Source organism: Streptomyces sp. NPDC050439 (assembly GCF_040655335.1).
Taxonomy (GTDB): Bacteria; Actinomycetota; Actinomycetes; order Streptomycetales; family Streptomycetaceae; genus Streptomyces.
Map to the genome: position 1 here is coordinate 101,568 of NZ_JBFAJT010000014.1, position 15,644 is coordinate 117,211.

Here is a 15,644-nt window from a genome sequence, read left to right on the forward strand (position 1 = left end):
TTTGGGCCGCCTTCTGAGTGCGTCTGTTAACGCGTCATTCACTTCACGACGGTGATCCTGTCCGCCTTGGGCGGCGCGATCGGCTTGTCCGCCGAGGAGTTGGCGGTCAGGTAGTCGTTGAACGCCTTCAGGTCATCGCTGCCGACCAGCGGCTTCGTGCCCTTGCCGAGCTCGGCGAAGCCGTCGCCGCCGCCCGCGAGGAAGGAGTTCATCGCCACACGGTACGTGGCGGCAGGATCGATCGCCGAACCGCCCAGCTTGATCGAGTCCGTCACCACACGGTCGGCGCCGGACTTCGTCATGTCGAGCGTGTACGTCAGGCCGTCCGAGATCTGCAGAATCTTCGGCGATGCCTCGTTCGACCCGCTCACCTGCTGCTTCAGACCGGTGATCAGCTGCGCGCCGGTCAGGTCGACCAGATTGACGGTGTTGCTGAACGGCTGGACGGTGAAGCCCTCGCCGTACGTGACGACGCCGTCGCCCTCGCTCCCGCTCGCCTTGTGGACGAGGTCGGAGCGGATGCCGCCGGGGTTCATCAGCGCCAGGTCCGTCTCGGGGTCGAGGGACTTGCCGTGCGCGAGCTGCGCGTCCGCGATCAGGTCGCCGAGCGGCGCCTCGGGCACTGACGCGCCGCGGCCGGGGATGTCGGCGGAGATGTAGCCGACCGGCTTGTTGGCGACGGGCTCGGCCAGCTTGTTCCAGCGCCCGATGAGCGAGGTCATGTCCTTGGCCTTGGCCTGCTCACGGCTGACCACGTGGTTCGCCGACTTCGCCGACTTCACCGACGTACGGACGATGTCCTTCGTCTTGCGGTCGTACGTGAGCGTCGTGTCCGTGTAGAGCTTCCCGTAGGACGAGGCGGACGTGACCATGCGGGGCTTGCCCGACGGGTCGGGGATGGTGCAGACGTACGCGGAGTGCGTGTGCCCGGTGACCAGGGCGTCGACCTTGGGCGAGATGCCCTTGGCGATGGTGGTGATCGGGCCGGAGATGCCGTCGCCGGCGCCCGGCGAGTCGCAGTTGTAGTTGTACGTCTGGCTCGCGGGGGCGCCGCCCTCGTGGATGAGCGAGACGATCGACTTCACGCCCTGCTTGTCGAGGATCTTGGCGTACTTGTTGACCGTCTCGATCTCGTCGTGGAACTTCAGGCCCTTGACGCCGTCGGCGGAGACGATGTCGGGGGTGCCCTCCAGCGTCACGCCGATGAAGCCGACCTTGACGCCCTTGTGCTTCCACACCCAGTACGGCTTGAGGACGGGCTTGTCCGTCTTCTCGTCGGTGACGTTGGCCGCGAGGTAGGGGTAGTCGGCCCCCTTGAACTTCTTGCCCTTCTCGAAGCAGCCGTCCTTGGGGTGACAGCCGCCGTTCTGCATGCGGGCCAGCTCCTTGGCCCCCTCGTCGAACTCGTGGTTGCCGACGCTGGTGACGTCCAGGCCGAGCTTGTTCATCGCCTCGATCGTCGGCTCGTCGTGGAAGAGGCCGGACAGGAGGGGGCTCGCGCCGATCAGGTCACCGGCGGCCGCCGTGACGCTGTAGGGCTTTCCCTTGCGGGCCGTACGAAGGGACGTGGCGAGGTACTCGGCGCCGCCCGCGTCGATCTTCTTCTCGGTCCCGTCGGCCTGCTTCTCCGTCACCTGGCCCGAGGACCCGGCCGGGGGCTGCAGATTGCCGTGGAAGTCGTTGAAGGACAGCAGCTGCACGTCGACGGTGCGCTTCTTGCCCCCCGCACCCGCCGCGCCCGCCGCGTCCTGTCCGGCGGACTGCCCGGCGTTCGCGGGCAGCGCGGCGACCAGCGCACCGAGCGTGGCGAGACCGGCCGCGGCGGCGAGCACACGGGTGGCGCGGCGTCTTGGCCGACGCGGCTGAGGAGTGACTGGCACGTGTCCCCCTGGGAGAGGTCTGAGACGGGCTGAGGGTGGTGAAACACCGCGCAGCCTAAGGTCAACGCGCGTAGCGCGACAGGGGGTTACGGGTTACGAGGTGGTTGCCGTCAGGGGGCACGTCGGGGGCGTTGCGGACACTTCGGTCACTTCGGGCGGTCGCGCAGGGGCGTACGGGGGCGAAGCCGGCCGGGTGCGGCGACAGTGGCGCGCACGCCGTCGTGCACTCCCCCGCGAGCCGTGAGTACGTCCGTGATCTGCTGCTCGACCGGCCGCCGCCGTACCCTCGACTCCATGACTGACGAGCAGCAGCCTCCCGCCACCATGCGGCAGATCGACACCGTCGCCGCCCTCACCTCCGACCAGGCCGACGCCGTGCTCGGCCTCATCGCGGAAGCGGCCCGCTCGGACGGCCAGCAGGCCGTGTCCGAGCAGGGGCGGTTGCAGCTGCGGGGCGGCGCGCGGGACGGGGTGCGGCACCTGCTGCTCGGCCTCAACGGCGATCTCGTCGGGTACGCGCAGCTGGAGGACACCGACCCCATCGAGGCGCCGGCGGCCGAGCTCGTCGTGCACCCCGCGCACCGCGGCCGCGGGCACGGCCGGGCCCTTGGCACCGCGCTGCTCGCCGAGTCCGGCCGCCGGCTGCGGATCTGGGCGCACGGCGGCCACTCGGCCGCGCGGCACCTCGCGCAGGTCCTGGGCCTGACCCTCTTCCGCGAACTGCGTCAGATGCGCCGGTCGTTGAGTGACCTGGACCTGCCCGCACCTGTCCTTCCCGAGGGTGTCTCCGTACGCCCCTTCGTCCCCGGTCAGGACGACGCTGCCTGGCTCGCGGTGAACGCCGACGCCTTCGCCCACCACCCCGAGCAGGGCTCGCTCACCCAGCGCGACCTGGACGACCGCAAGGCCGAGCCGTGGTTCGACCCGGCGGGCTTCTTCCTGGCGGAGAAGGACGGCGAGCTCGTCGGCTTCCACTGGACCAAGGTGCACGCGGACGAGGGCCTGGGCGAGGTGTACGTCCTCGGGGTACGGTCCGGCGCGCAGGGCGGCGGCCTCGGAAAGGCGCTGACGACGATCGGCCTCGACCACCTGGCGGCGGCGGGCCTGCCCACCGCGATGCTGTACGTGGACGCGGACAACAAGGCGGCGGTGAGCGTCTATGAGCGGCTCGGGTTCGTCACGCACGAGACGGACCTGATGTACCGCACGGAGTCGTAGGCGTACCCGCGAGCGAACTCCCACAGGGGCGGCGTCACTTGACGCCGCCCTTTTCTTGCACCACCCTTTCACTACTCAATTAGTGAAAGGGTGGTGCAAGGGCATGGTCGAGTTCCGTATCGACCGGCGCAGCGGCGTCGCCACCTACCTCCAGATCGTCCAGCAGACCCGACAGGCCCTGCGCCTGGGCCTGCTGGAACCGGGCGACAAGCTGCCCACGGCCCGTGAGGTCGTCGAGGCGACGGCCATCAACCCGAACACGGTCCTGAAGGCCTACCGCGAACTGGAACGCGAGGGCCTGGTGGAGGCCCGCCGCGGACTCGGCACCTTCGTACGGAAGTCGCTGGGCTCCGCGCCCGCCGACTCACCGCTGCGCGGCGAGCTGAGCCAGTGGGCCGCCCGTGCCCGCGCCTCCGGTCTGGAGAGGGACGACGTCGCGGCGCTGTTCGGCGCCGTGCTGGAAGAGCAGTTCACGCAGTCAGAGCACGCAACGCACTCGGAGCAGCACGTGACCAAGGGGGACCCCGCATGACCGACACCGCCATCGAGGCGGCCGCGCTGGCCAAGAGTTACGGGCGGCAGGGCCCTGTCCTGCGCGACTGCTCCTTCCGGCTGCCCGCCGGCAGGATCTGTGCGGTCGTCGGACCCAACGGCGCGGGCAAGTCGACGCTGCTCGCCCTGGCCGCCGGGCTGATGAGGCCGACCGGGGGCACGCTCACCGTGCTCGGCACCGACCCGGCCGCCGCGCGGGAACACATCGCGTACGTCGCCCAGGACAAGCCGCTCTATCCGCAGCTCAGCATCGCCGACACGCTGCGTCTTGGCGCCGAGCTGAACCCGGGGCGCTGGGACGCCGCCCTCGCCGAACGTGTCGTACGCGAGGGTGACCTGGACCCGAAGCTGCGCGTGCGGACGCTCTCCGGTGGGCAGCGCACGCGGGTCGCGCTCGCCCTCGCGCTCGGCAAGCGGGCCCAACTCCTGCTCCTGGACGAGCCGATGGCCGACCTCGATCCGCTCGCCCGGCATCAGCTGATGGGGACGCTGATGGCCGAGGCCGCCGAGCACGGCACCACCGTGGTGATGTCCTCGCACATAGTCGGCGAACTGGCCGACGCCTGCGATTACTTGCTGCTTGTCTCCGGGGGGCGGGTGCGGCTCGGCGGGGGCATCGACGACCTCGTGGCCGCGCACGCGCTGGTCACCGGGCGGCGCCCGGTCGAGGAGCTCGCCCCGCACACGGTCGTCGAATCCCGGGCCACCGGGCGCGGCCTGACCGCACTGATCCGCCCGGAGGGCCGGGTCACCGAAGACTGGGAGCTGGAAGAACCTTCCCTGGAGGAACTGTTGCTGGCACATCTGCGCTCGCCGGACGCGCCTGAACTACTGACGCCGAGCACCGCGCCCGTCTCGCGTCAGCGCGAGGTGACGGCATGAGCGCCCCTCTGCTGCGCGGCTCCCGCTGGGCCGACGTCCGGGTGCACCGCGGCGCACTGCGCACAGGCCTCGGTCTCGTCGTTCTCGCCGCCGTGGTGACGGGCTTTCTCCGCTGGGCGAATTACGCCTACCCCGAGCCGACCGGCCCCTGCACCTCCAACGGCACCTGCGACACCTTCCTCGGCTTCTCCAGCGCCCGGACACTGCTGTACGAGTTCCTGAAAAACTACTCCCTGGGGATGCTCCTGATCCCCGTCCTGATAGGCGCCTTCGTCGCCGGCCCGGTCATCGCCCGCGAAATGGAGTCGGGTACCCACAAGCTCGCCTGGACCCAGTCGGTGTCGCCCGCGCGCTGGCTGATGTCGAAGCTCACGGTCTTCGCCGTGACGAGCGTGGCCGGCGGCCTCGCCCTGATGGCGGTCTTCTGGGGCGGCCGGTCCGGGATCGGCGGGATGTGGGACCTGGGGTGGGCCGACCGCGGCGTCTACGAGTCCATCGGCCCGGTCCTCGTCGCGTACTGCCTGCTCGGCGTCATGGTCGGCGCACTCGCCGGTCTCCTGATGCGTCGCACGCTGGTGGCGCTGGCCACCGGAGGCCTCGTCACCGGGCTCGTACTGCTGCTCATGGGCAATGTGCGCTGGCAGCTGTTCCCGGTGAAGACCCTCTCCGGGCCCGCGTCGGGCACGTCCACGGACTACACGATGCACGAGGTCCCCGTGGACTCCCTCATCATCGACATGGGGGTCCACAACGCCGCCGGGGAACGCTTCCTCACCGGACAGTGCTCCCCGGACCTGAAGGCCAACTTCCCCTGCCCGTCCGACACCAAGGTCGCCGGCTGGTACGCCGACGTCCACCCCCATTCCCACTTCTGGTACGTCCAGTTGATCGAGACCGGCATCGTCCTCGCCCTCACCGCCGCAGTCGCCTACGCCGCTTTCCGCGTGCTGCGGCGCCGCGCCGCCTGAGTTGCGCATCGCCCCCGGACGTGTAGACGTCCGGGGGTCTCCCGCACATGTCCCGCACGTCATGTCGCCGTAACCAGTGATTCAGACTGGCTTGCGACCCTCGCTCAATGCAGCCCGCCGTGCCCGACCCTCCCCCCATGAACGGGAAGCTCGTCATCGCCCCGGCACTCTCCGACGCGCCCATCGGGGTCCCCGCGCGGAAGAATGGGGCCATGAGCCAGCCCAGCACGCAAGGTGTCCAGCACGCCCAGCCCTCCGTGGGCTCCATCGCCGCGCACCGCCCGCACACGCTGTCGGCGGCGGTGTCCGACCTCGACCCCGACATCGACGCCGATCTCGACGCGTACGACGAGGACGGCCAGGTGGGACACGACGGCCAGGAGCTGCCGCAGGGCCGTTTCCTGGACCGGGAGCGCAGCTGGCTCGCCTTCAACGAGCGCGTCCTGGAGCTCGCCGAGGACCCGAACACCCCGCTCCTCGAACGGGCCAATTTCCTGGCGATCTTCGCCTCGAACCTGGACGAGTTCTTCATGGTCCGGGTGGCAGGGCTGAAGCGGCGCATCGCGACCGGCGTCGCCACCCGTTCGGCCTCAGGCCTGCAGCCCCGCGAGGTCCTGGAACTGATCTGGAACCGCTCCCGCGAACTCATGGCCCGGCACGCCGCCTGCTACCAGGAGGACGTCGCCCCCGGCCTCGCCGACGAGGGCATCCACCTGGTCCGCTGGAACGAGCTGACCGAGAAGGAGCAGTCCCGCCTCTTCACGCTCTTCCGGCAGCAGATCTTCCCCGTCCTGACCCCCCTCGCGGTCGACCCGGCGCACCCCTTCCCGTACATCTCGGGGCTCTCGCTCAACCTCGCCGTGGTCGTGCGCAACCCGGTGTCGGGGCACACGCACTTCGCGCGGGTGAAGGTGCCGCCGCTCCTTTCCCGCTTCCTTGAGGCCTCCCCCCAGCGCTACGTCCCCATCGAGGACGTCATCGCCGCTCCCGCGCACCTCGCGGAGCTGTTCCCGGGCATGGAGATCCAGGAGCACCACATGTTCCGGCTCACCCGGAACGAGGACCTGGAGGTGGAGGAGGACGACGCCGAGAATCTCCTCCAGGCCCTGGAGAAGGAGCTCATGCGGCGCCGCTTCGGGCCGCCCGTGCGCCTCGAGGTCGAGGAGTCCATCGACCGGAACGTCCTCGACCTGCTCGTACGCGAGCTGAAGATCAGCGAGGCCGAGGTCTACCCGCTGCCGGGCCCCCTCGACCTGACCGGGCTCTTCGGCATCGCGTCCCTGGACCGGCCCGAGCTGAAGTACCCGAAGTTCATCGCGGGCACGCACCGCGACCTCGCCGAGGTGGAGTCCGCGTCCGCGCCGGACATCTTCGCCGCCCTTCGCGAGCGTGACGTGCTGCTGCACCACCCGTACGACTCGTTCTCGACGTCCGTGCAGGCCTTCCTGGAGCAGGCGGCCGCCGACCCGGACGTCCTGGCGATCAAGCAGACGCTGTACCGGACCTCGGGCGACTCCCCCATAGTCGACGCTTTGATCGACGCCGCCGAGTCGGGCAAGCAGGTGCTCGTCCTGGTCGAGATCAAGGCGCGCTTCGACGAGCAGGCGAACATCAAGTGGGCGCGCAAGCTGGAGGAGGCGGGCTGCCACGTCGTCTACGGCCTGGTCGGCCTGAAGACGCACTGCAAGCTCTCGCTCGTCGTCCGCCAGGAGGGCGACTCGCTGGTCCGCTACTCCCACGTGGGCACCGGCAACTACCACCCCAAGACGGCCCGGCTCTACGAGGACCTGGGGCTGCTCACCGCCAAGCAGGAGGTGGGCGCCGACCTGTCCGACCTCTTCAACAGGCTCTCGGGGTACTCGCGCCGCGAGACCTACCGCCGCCTCCTGGTCGCCCCCAAGTCCCTGCGCGACGGGCTCATCTCGCGCATCGACAAGGAGATCCAGCACCACCGTGCGGGCCGTCCCGCCTATGTGCGCATCAAGGTCAACTCGATGGTCGACGAGGCGGTCGTGGACTCGCTCTACCGCGCCTCGCAGGCCGGTGTGCCGGTGGACGTGTGGGTACGCGGGATCTGCGCGGTGCGGCCCGGCGTCGCGGGGCTCTCGGAGACGATCCGGGTGCGCTCGGTGCTCGGCCGCTTCCTGGAGCACTCCCGGGTCTTCGCCTTCGGCAACGCGGGCGAACCCGAGGTGTGGATCGGCAGCGCCGACATGATGCACCGCAATCTCGACCGCCGTATCGAGGCGCTGGTCAGGGTCACCGACCCGGCACACCGGGCGGCGCTGAGCCGGCTCCTGGAGACCGGCATGTCGGACACCACCGCCTCCTGGCACCTGGGCGCCGACGGCAACTGGACCCGGCACGCGCTGGATCCGGAGGGCCAGCCCCTGCGGAACGTACAGGAGATGCTCATTGACGCCCGGAGGCGCCGGCGTGGCACAGCTAAACCATGAGACGACGACAGGCGACGTCCTGTCGGCCTATCTGCAGGGCCAGGCCACGGAGTTCCTGCGCTCGCTGCGGCTGCACCGCGAGTCGTCGACGGACGCGCAGGGGGCGGAGGAGTCCCTGGAGGCGGCCCGCGCCCTGCGCCGCGCCGCCCGCCGCATCGGCGGCACCCTGCACACCTTCCGCCCGCTGCTCGACCAGGAGTGGGCGGCGGGGCTGCGGCCCGAACTGGCATGGCTCTCCGGCACGTTGGCGAGTGAGCACGCGTTCGCGACCCGCCTGGAGCGCCTGCTGGACGCGCTGCACCGCCTTTCGGGTACGCCGGGGGTGCCGGCACCGGGGGGCCATGACGTCCTGGCCGTGGGCAGGCGTTCCGCACGGCGGAACGGGTGGGCGCAGCCCACACCGCCGGGCGCCGACGAACGGGGCGGCGCACCGCGGGGCCTGACGGTAGGCGCGGCCAAGGCCGCAGCACTGCTGGAGCGCCAGCTGACCCTCGCCCGCACGCGGGCCCACTCCGCCGCGCTGCAAGCGTTCGGCTCCTCCCGCTTCCACGCCGTGGCGGACAACGTGGCCGTACTGGCGAGCGAGGTCCCGCTGACCCGGGCGACGGAGGACCTGAAACCGCTGGCCGCAACCGCCGAGGAGAACCTCGCCGAAGCCGTCGCCGCGCTCCCCCTGGGCCAGGCGGGCCACCCGTACAACGCGGAGGCGTTGACGCACGGCCTCGCCGCCGACACCGCCCCCGAGGCGCAGGACGCCCCCTGGCTGACGACCCGCGCCCTCCTTCGCCTGCACAGGTACGCCCAGGAGGTCCTCACCGGCGGCCCGGGCGGGGACCTGCGCCTCGCGGACGCCGGGCGGGCGCTCGACCGCCACCGCGAGGCCGCGGACGCCGCGTCGGCCGCGGCGACGGCCGCCCGCACCCCCCGCATCGCCCCGGCGACCGCGTACGCCCTCGGTGTCCTGCACGCCGACCAGCGCCACGAGGTGGAAGCGGCCCGCTTCGCGTTCCACCAGGCCTGGCTCCGGGAGACGGAGGGGGCGAGTACCCGGTGACGCGCCCCGAGGGCGAGGTCGTCCGCGCCGCGGGCTGCGTCCTGTGGCGCCACTCCCCTTTCGACGGCCGCCTGGAGATCTGCCTGGTCCACCGGCCGAAGTACGACGACTGGTCGCACCCCAAGGGCAAGCTGAAGCGAGCCGAGACTCCCCTGGCCGGCGCCCTGCGCGAGGTCGAGGAGGAGACCGGCCACCGCTGCGACCCCGGCGCCCGGCTCCCCACGGTCCGCTATGTGGCCCAGGGCCGCCCCAAAGAGGTCAGCTACTGGGCTGCCGAGGCGACGGACGGCCACTTCACGCCGAACAGCGAGGTCGACCGCATCCTGTGGCTCTCGCCGACCGCGGCCCGCAACCGCCTCACACAGCTCCGCGACCAGCAGCTGGTCGACGCCTTGCTCGGCACCCTTAACGTGGCGTGACAGATCCACCACGTTCCGTGACACCCTGCCTAACCAGGCCGACCGCCGAGGTTCACCCGCCGTTCACTCATGCCCATCGGCCGCTTCACCTGCCCTGCCTAATTTCAGCCTTACAACACAACGTACGACCGCAGGACAGCACGGCCGCAGGACAGCACGACCGCAGCACCGGAACGACGAAGACCTCGCACGCCGCCAGCAAAGGGCCGGCGGCTCCCGGAAGGAAGACCCGAAAGTGAAGCTTCAGCGCAAGAACCGGCTCCGCGCCCTCTCCCTCGGCGCCATCGCCGTCTCCGGCGCCCTGGCCCTCACGGCGTGCGGCTCCGACGACACGAGCGGCGGCAGCGGTGGCACCGGCAAGGAGACCAACGCCAACGCCAACATCAAGTGCGACGACGCCAAGGGTCAGCTCGCGGCCTCCGGTTCGTCCGCGCAGAAGAACGCCATCGACGCCTGGCGCAAGGTCTACTCGACCGCCTGCAAGGACGTTCAGCTGAACTACAACCCGACGGGCTCCGGCGCCGGCATCACCGCGTTCATGCAGGGCCAGACCGCCTTCGCGGGCTCCGACTCGGCGCTGAAGCCCGAGGAGATCGCGGCGTCGAAGAAGGTCTGCAAGAACAGCCAGGCCATCGACCTGCCGATGGTCGGCGGCCCGATCGCCGTCGGTTACAACGTGCCCGGCGTGGACAACCTCGTCCTGGACGCCGAGACCCTCGCCAAGATCTTCGACGACAAGATCAAGACCTGGGACGACAAGGCCATCCAGAAGCTGAACCCGGACGCCAAGCTCCCCGGCACCAAGATCCAGGCGTTCCACCGCTCCGACGAGTCCGGCACCACGGACAACTTCACCAAGTACCTCAAGGGGGCGGCCCCCTCCGCCTGGTCGTACGAGCCCGGCAAGTCCTGGGAGGCCAAGGGCGGCCAGTCCGCCAACGGCTCCTCCGGTGTCGCGGGCCAGGTCAAGCAGACCGCCGGCGCCATCTCTTACTTCGAGCTCTCCTACGCCTCCGACGGCATCAGCACGGTCGACCTGCAGACCGACGCCAAGGAGCCGGTGAAGGCCACCGTCGACAACGCCTCCAAGGCCATCTCCGAGGCCAAGGTCGTCGGCAAGGGCAACGACCTCGCCCTGGAGCTGAACTACAAGCCCACCGCCGAGGGCGCGTACCCGATCACCCTGGTGACGTACGAGGTCCTGTGCGAGAAGGGCAACAAGGCCGAGACCCTCGCCGCGACCAAGTCCTTCCTGACCTACATCGCCAGCGAGGACGGCCAGAACGTCCTCAAGGAGAACGACTACGCGCCGATCCCGGCCGAGATCATCTCCAAGGTCCGCACGACCGTCGCGGGCCTGAGCTAGTCGAACCGAGTGCGGCCGGCCCCGCTTTCCAGGGCCGGCCGCACCGTCCGGTGCACCGCCGCCAGGAGCAACTCCCGCTGCAGAAGCGGTGATCGGCTCCGCAGACCGGAGAATCCTATGGATATACCAAGCAGTACGACAGCACCCCCACCCCTCAATGACGTGAAGCCCTCGGGCATCACCCCCAAGAGCCCCCGCCGCGGCGCGACCCGCCCCGGCGACCGGATCTTCCTCGGTCTCTCGCGCGGCTCCGGCATCACGCTCCTCGTGATCATGGCCGCCATCGCGGCCTTCCTGACCTACCGCGCGACGCTGGCCCTCGCGGACAACACGGGCAACTTCCTCACCACCTTCGAATGGGACCCGGCCGGTGCCACCACCGGTGGCAAGCCGTTCTTCGGCATTGCGGTCCTGGTTTTCGGCACCGTGGTGAGCTCGGTGATCGCCCTGGTGATCGCCGTCCCCGTGGCCATCGGCATCGCGCTGTTCATCTCGCACTACGCGCCGCGCAAGCTGGCGACCCCCATCGCCTTCGTGATCGACCTGCTGGCCGCCGTGCCGTCGATCGTCTACGGCCTCTGGGGCGCCCTCGTGGTCGCACCCAACCTGACCGGTCTCTACAGCTGGCTCGACGACTACTTCGGCTGGACCGGGATCTTCGAGTACCAGGGCGGCGCCCCGCGCTCCCTGATGACGGTCGGCATCCTGCTCGCCATCATGATCCTGCCGATCATCACGAACGTCAGCCGTGAGGTTTTCCTCCAGGTCCCGAAGATGCACGAGGAGGCCGCGCTCGCGCTCGGCGCCACGCGCTGGGAGACCATCCGCATGTCGGTGCTCCCCTTCGCGCGCTCGGGCGTCATCTCCGCCTCGATGCTGGGCCTCGGCCGCGCGCTCGGCGAGACGATCGCCGTCGCCACCGTGCTCTCCCCGACCTTCCTGATCAGCGCGTCCGTGCTCGACCCCGGCGGCGGCACCTTCGCGCAGAACATCGCCAGCAAGTTCAACGAGGCGACCGAGTACGGCCGTGACGCGCTCATCGCCTCCGGTCTGGTCCTCTTCATCATCACGCTGCTGGTCAACGGCGCGGCCCGCATGATCATCGCGCGCCGCAAGGAGTACTCGGGGGCCAACGCATGAGCGCCACCATCACCAAGCCCGCGAGCCTGCGGGGCGCCCGCCTGCCGCGCTGGACGCCGGCCGTCGTCGCGCTCGGCTCCGCCGCCGTCGCCGTCGGCATCGGCGTGGGGGCCGGCCTGGAGAGCCGTATTCAGTGGGGCCTGATCGCGGCCATCCTCTTCATCGGCGTCTCGTACGCCGCCGCGGTCACCGTCGAGGGCGGCCGGCAGGCCAAGGACCGGCTCGCCACCTCGCTGGTGTGGGTCATGTTCCTGCTGGCGGTCGTCCCGCTGGCCTCGTTGATCTACGAGACCGTCGAGCGCGGCTCGACCGTCTTCAACGGCTACTTCCTGACCCACTCCATGGGCGTCGTCGCGGACGACGAGCCCGGCGGCGGCATCTACCACGCGATCATCGGAACCCTGGAGCAGGTGCTCCTGGCCTCCGCCATCGCCGTGCCGATCGGCCTGCTCACCGCGATCTACCTCGTCGAGTACGGGCGCGGGAAGCTCGCCAAGGTCGTCACGTTCTTCGTGGACGTCATGACCGGCATCCCGTCGATCGTCGCGGGCCTGTTCGTCCTCAGCTTCTGGATCCTGATCCTGGGCTTCGACTTCTCGGGCTGGGCCGGCGCCATGGCGCTCGCCATCCTGATGATGCCGGTGATCGTGCGCTCCACGGAGGAGATGCTCAAGCTCGTCCCGAACGAGCTGCGGGAGGCGTCACTCGCCCTCGGCATCCCGAAGTGGCGGACCATCCTCAAGGTGGTCCTGCCCACCGCGATCGGCGGCATCACCACGGGCGTCATGCTCGCGGTCGCCCGTATCGCGGGCGAGACCGCGCCGGTGCTGCTCCTGGTCTGGGTGAACCCCATGATCAACACGAACCCGTTCGAGGGCTCGCAGGCCTCCCTGCCGCTGTACATCTACCAGCAGTACGGGGCCGGCAACCAGGCAGGTTACGACCGCGCCTGGGCGGCCGCGCTCGCCCTCATCGGCTTCATCATGATCCTCAACCTGGCGGCCCGCGGCGTAGCCCGCTGGAAGGCCCCCAAGACGGGTCGCTAAGGCATCCATGAGTCGGCTCCGCCGACGGAGGCCACATCAGCGACCCTCTCGCAATCCCCTTAAGGCAGTGATCCACATGGCCAAGCGAATCGACGTATCGGGCCTGACCGCTTACTACAGTGCCCACAAGGCCATCGAGGACATCTCGATGACCGTGGAGCCCCGCTCCGTGACGGCCTTCATCGGCCCCTCCGGCTGCGGCAAGTCCACCTTCCTGCGCACCCTCAACCGCATGCACGAGGTCACCACCGGCGGCCGCGTCGAGGGCAAGGTGCTCCTGGACGACGAGGACCTCTACGGTCCCGGTGTCGACCCGGTCGCCGTGCGCCGCACGATCGGCATGGTGTTCCAGCGCCCCAACCCGTTCCCGACGATGTCGATCTTCGACAACGTGGCGGCGGGCCTGCGGCTCAACGGCTCGTACAAGAAGAACGAGCTGAACAACATCGTCGAGAAGTCCCTGAAGGGCGCCAACCTCTGGAACGAGGTCAAGGACCGCCTGAACAAGCCCGGCTCCGGCCTCTCCGGCGGCCAGCAGCAGCGCCTGTGCATCGCGCGTGCGATCGCGGTCGAGCCGCAGGTCCTGCTCATGGACGAGCCCTGCTCGGCCCTGGACCCGATCTCCACGCTCGCGATCGAGGACCTGATCGGTGAGCTGAAGGAGCGCTTCACGATCGTCATCGTCACGCACAACATGCAGCAGGCGGCGCGCGTCTCGGACCGCACGGCCTTCTTCAACCTCGCGGCGGTCGGCCAGCCCGGCAAGCTCGTCGAGATCGACGAGACGGAACGGATCTTCTCCAACCCGTCCGTACAGGCGACCGAGGACTACATCTCGGGCCGCTTCGGATAATTCCGGCAGAGCACAGACTCCCCGCGGTGCTGCATGGCGGTGCCACCGCAGGGGCAACAAGAAAGGCCCGCCCCCTGGCTCCCGGGGGGCGGGCCTTTCCTTTGTCTCAGTTCACCGCTGTCTCACTGCACCGCATTGCTACAAGAACGCGAGATTGACCAGCCAGAAACTCAGCGCAGCGACAATCGCCGCGGCCGGCATCGTGATGAACCAGCCCAGGATGATGTTCTTGGCGACGCCCCACCGCACCGCGTTGACCCGCTTCGTGGCCCCCACACCCATGATCGCGGAAGTGATCACGTGCGTGGTGGAGATCGGCGCGTGGAACATGAAGGCGGTGGTGAACATGATGCCCGCGCCGGTGGTCTCCGCGGCGAATCCCTGCGGCGGGTCCAGCTCGATGATCTTGCGTCCGAGCGTACGCATGATGCGCCAGCCACCCGCGTACGTACCGGCGGAGAGCATCAGCGCACAGGCGATCTTGACCCAGATCGGAATGGGCGCGTCGGCGTCCTGCACATCGGAGATGACCAGGGCCATCACCACGATGCCCATGGTCTTCTGCGCGTCCTGCAGACCGTGTCCGAGCGCCATTCCGGCCGCCGAGACCGTCTGCGCGATACGGAATCCGCGCTTGGCCTTGTGCGGGTTGGACTTCCGGAACATCCACATGATCGCGCACATCACCAGATAACCGGCGACGAGACCGACAAGGGGCGAGATGAACATCGGAATGACGACCTTGTCGAGCACTCCGGACCAGATCACCCCGATACCACCGGCGAGCGCGGCTCCGACCATTCCGCCGAAAAGGGCATGGGACGAGGAGGAAGGAAGCCCGAAATACCAGGTGATGAGGTTCCACACGATGGCGCCCACCAGGGCGGCAAAGAGGATCCACATTCCCTTGTTGCCTTCGGGCGTCTCGATCAGGCCCTTGCTCACCGTCTTGGCGACCCCGCTGCCCATGAAGGCACCGGCGAGGTTCATGACGGCGGCCATCGCGAGTGCCGCGCGAGGCGTCAGCGCACGCGTGGAGACGGAAGTGGCAATGGCATTCGCAGAGTCGTGAAAGCCATTCGTATACGTAAATCCGAGCGCGACGCCGATGGTCACGACCAAAGCGAAGGTGTCCATGGAGAGGCCTCAGGACTCCTTGACCGCGATGGTCTCCACCGTGTTCGCGACATGCTCGAACGCGTCGGCCGCCTCTTCGAGCACGTCGACGATCTGCTTCAGCTTCAGCACCTCTATGGCGTCGTACTTGCCGTTGAAGAGCTGGGCGAGAAGCTTGCGGTGGATCTGGTCGGCCTGGTTCTCCAGGCGGTTGACCTCGATCCAGTACTCGGTGAGGTTGGACATCGTCCGCAGATTGGGCATCGCCTCCGCCGTGAGTTCGGCGGCCCGCGCGAGCACCTCGATCTGCTGCTCGACGCCCTTGGGGAGTTCCTCGACCTGATAAAGGACGACCAGGTCGACGGCCTCCTCCATGAAGTCCATGATGTCGTCGAGGGACGAGGCGAGGTTGTAGATGTCCTCGCGGTCGAAAGGCGTGATGAAGGAGGAGTTCAGCTGGTGGAAGATCGCGTGGGTGGCGTCATCTCCAGCGTGCTCCGCGGCCCGCATACGCTCTGCGATCTCGGCTCGGGCGGAGGCGTCAGCCCCGAGCAGTTCCATCAGGAGCTTCGAGCCCGTGACAATGTTGTCCGCGGATGCGGCGAACATGTCGTAGAAGCTCGTCTCCCTGGGGGTCAGACGAAAGCGCACGTGGGGTCCTCGGGGTGCTTTGGATTCGGTCAGGCTGATGCTA

Annotated in this window: 14 protein-coding genes; 11 read left to right on the plus strand and 3 right to left on the minus strand. The window is 69.1% G+C overall.

Annotated features, from left to right (window positions below; all coding sequences use genetic code 11):
* Nucleotides 1–38: 38 nt before the first annotated feature.
* Nucleotides 39–1,880, minus strand: coding sequence for a bifunctional metallophosphatase/5'-nucleotidase (locus AB0I66_RS40950; RefSeq protein ID WP_363213174.1), 1,842 nt, complete (start codon nucleotides 1,878–1,880; stop codon nucleotides 39–41).
* 294 nt (nucleotides 1,881–2,174) lie between these two features.
* Between AB0I66_RS40950 and mshD the strand changes: the two genes are divergently transcribed.
* The 11 genes from mshD to pstB all read left to right on the plus strand — a co-directional run bounded on the left by mshD (nucleotide 2,175) and on the right by pstB (nucleotide 13,834).
* Entirely contained in the window at nucleotides 2,175–3,098 is a 924-nt protein-coding gene (mshD, locus tag AB0I66_RS40955) for a mycothiol synthase (protein WP_363213175.1), read from the plus strand.
* Nucleotides 3,099–3,201: 103 nt separating this feature from the next.
* Nucleotides 3,202–3,630, plus strand: coding sequence for a GntR family transcriptional regulator (locus AB0I66_RS40960; protein WP_363213176.1), 429 nt, complete (start codon nucleotides 3,202–3,204; stop codon nucleotides 3,628–3,630).
* A complete protein-coding gene (locus AB0I66_RS40965) occupies nucleotides 3,627–4,532 on the plus strand; it encodes an ABC transporter ATP-binding protein (RefSeq protein ID WP_363213177.1) in 906 nt (301 codons plus the stop codon). Before AB0I66_RS40960 ends, AB0I66_RS40965 begins: the two co-directional genes overlap by 4 nt.
* Nucleotides 4,529–5,500 (plus strand): ABC transporter permease, encoded by a 972-nt coding sequence (locus tag AB0I66_RS40970; protein ID WP_363213178.1) that lies wholly within the window; start codon nucleotides 4,529–4,531, stop codon nucleotides 5,498–5,500. Before AB0I66_RS40965 ends, AB0I66_RS40970 begins: the two co-directional genes overlap by 4 nt.
* Before the next feature lie 212 nt (nucleotides 5,501–5,712).
* Nucleotides 5,713–7,956 carry an RNA degradosome polyphosphate kinase gene (locus tag AB0I66_RS40975; RefSeq protein ID WP_363213179.1) on the plus strand — a complete coding sequence of 748 codons (2,244 nt, stop codon included), beginning with the start codon at nucleotides 5,713–5,715 and terminating at the stop codon, nucleotides 7,954–7,956.
* Nucleotides 7,937–9,010: a CHAD domain-containing protein gene (locus AB0I66_RS40980; RefSeq protein WP_363213180.1), complete on the plus strand. Its 1,074-nt coding sequence runs from the start codon at nucleotides 7,937–7,939 to the stop codon at nucleotides 9,008–9,010. Before AB0I66_RS40975 ends, AB0I66_RS40980 begins: the two co-directional genes overlap by 20 nt.
* Complete coding sequence (locus AB0I66_RS40985; protein ID WP_363213181.1) at nucleotides 9,007–9,429, plus strand: NUDIX hydrolase; 423 nt, start codon at nucleotides 9,007–9,009, stop codon at nucleotides 9,427–9,429. Before AB0I66_RS40980 ends, AB0I66_RS40985 begins: the two co-directional genes overlap by 4 nt.
* Before the next feature lie 235 nt (nucleotides 9,430–9,664).
* Nucleotides 9,665–10,795 carry a phosphate ABC transporter substrate-binding protein PstS gene (gene pstS / locus AB0I66_RS40990; protein ID WP_363213182.1) on the plus strand — a complete coding sequence of 377 codons (1,131 nt, stop codon included), beginning with the start codon at nucleotides 9,665–9,667 and terminating at the stop codon, nucleotides 10,793–10,795.
* Between the two features lie 117 nt (nucleotides 10,796–10,912).
* A complete protein-coding gene (pstC, locus tag AB0I66_RS40995) occupies nucleotides 10,913–11,935 on the plus strand; it encodes a phosphate ABC transporter permease subunit PstC (RefSeq protein WP_363213183.1) in 1,023 nt (340 codons plus the stop codon).
* Complete coding sequence (gene pstA, locus AB0I66_RS41000) at nucleotides 11,932–12,981, plus strand: phosphate ABC transporter permease PstA (RefSeq protein ID WP_363213184.1); 1,050 nt, start codon at nucleotides 11,932–11,934, stop codon at nucleotides 12,979–12,981. The genes pstC and pstA overlap by 4 nt, the downstream gene beginning before the upstream one ends.
* A gap of 76 nt (nucleotides 12,982–13,057) precedes the next feature.
* Complete coding sequence (gene pstB / locus AB0I66_RS41005) at nucleotides 13,058–13,834, plus strand: phosphate ABC transporter ATP-binding protein PstB (protein ID WP_363213185.1); 777 nt, start codon at nucleotides 13,058–13,060, stop codon at nucleotides 13,832–13,834.
* Between the two features lie 138 nt (nucleotides 13,835–13,972).
* Here the strand turns inward: pstB and AB0I66_RS41010 are convergent, their stop codons facing one another.
* Together AB0I66_RS41010 and AB0I66_RS41015 are read right to left on the minus strand one after the other, a co-directional pair.
* Nucleotides 13,973–14,971 (minus strand): inorganic phosphate transporter, encoded by a 999-nt coding sequence (locus AB0I66_RS41010; RefSeq protein ID WP_363213186.1) that lies wholly within the window; start codon nucleotides 14,969–14,971, stop codon nucleotides 13,973–13,975.
* A gap of 9 nt (nucleotides 14,972–14,980) precedes the next feature.
* Entirely contained in the window at nucleotides 14,981–15,601 is a 621-nt protein-coding gene (locus AB0I66_RS41015) for a DUF47 family protein (RefSeq protein WP_363213187.1), read from the minus strand.
* Between the last annotated feature and the right edge of the window lie 43 nt (nucleotides 15,602–15,644).

Coding starts and splice junctions, on each gene's coding strand:
- AB0I66_RS40960 (WP_363213176.1), top strand. CDS start 3,202: ATGGTCGAGTTCCGTATCGACCGGCGCAGCGGCGTCGCCACCTACCTC.
- AB0I66_RS41010 (WP_363213186.1), bottom strand. CDS start 14,971: ATGGACACCTTCGCTTTGGTCGTGACCATCGGCGTCGCGCTCGGATTT.
- AB0I66_RS40965 (WP_363213177.1), top strand. CDS start 3,627: ATGACCGACACCGCCATCGAGGCGGCCGCGCTGGCCAAGAGTTACGGG.
- AB0I66_RS40970 (WP_363213178.1), top strand. CDS start 4,529: ATGAGCGCCCCTCTGCTGCGCGGCTCCCGCTGGGCCGACGTCCGGGTG.
- pstB (WP_363213185.1), top strand. CDS start 13,058: ATGGCCAAGCGAATCGACGTATCGGGCCTGACCGCTTACTACAGTGCC.
- pstC (WP_363213183.1), top strand. CDS start 10,913: ATGGATATACCAAGCAGTACGACAGCACCCCCACCCCTCAATGACGTG.
- pstA (WP_363213184.1), top strand. CDS start 11,932: ATGAGCGCCACCATCACCAAGCCCGCGAGCCTGCGGGGCGCCCGCCTG.
- AB0I66_RS40975 (WP_363213179.1), top strand. CDS start 5,713: ATGAGCCAGCCCAGCACGCAAGGTGTCCAGCACGCCCAGCCCTCCGTG.
- mshD (WP_363213175.1), top strand. CDS start 2,175: ATGACTGACGAGCAGCAGCCTCCCGCCACCATGCGGCAGATCGACACC.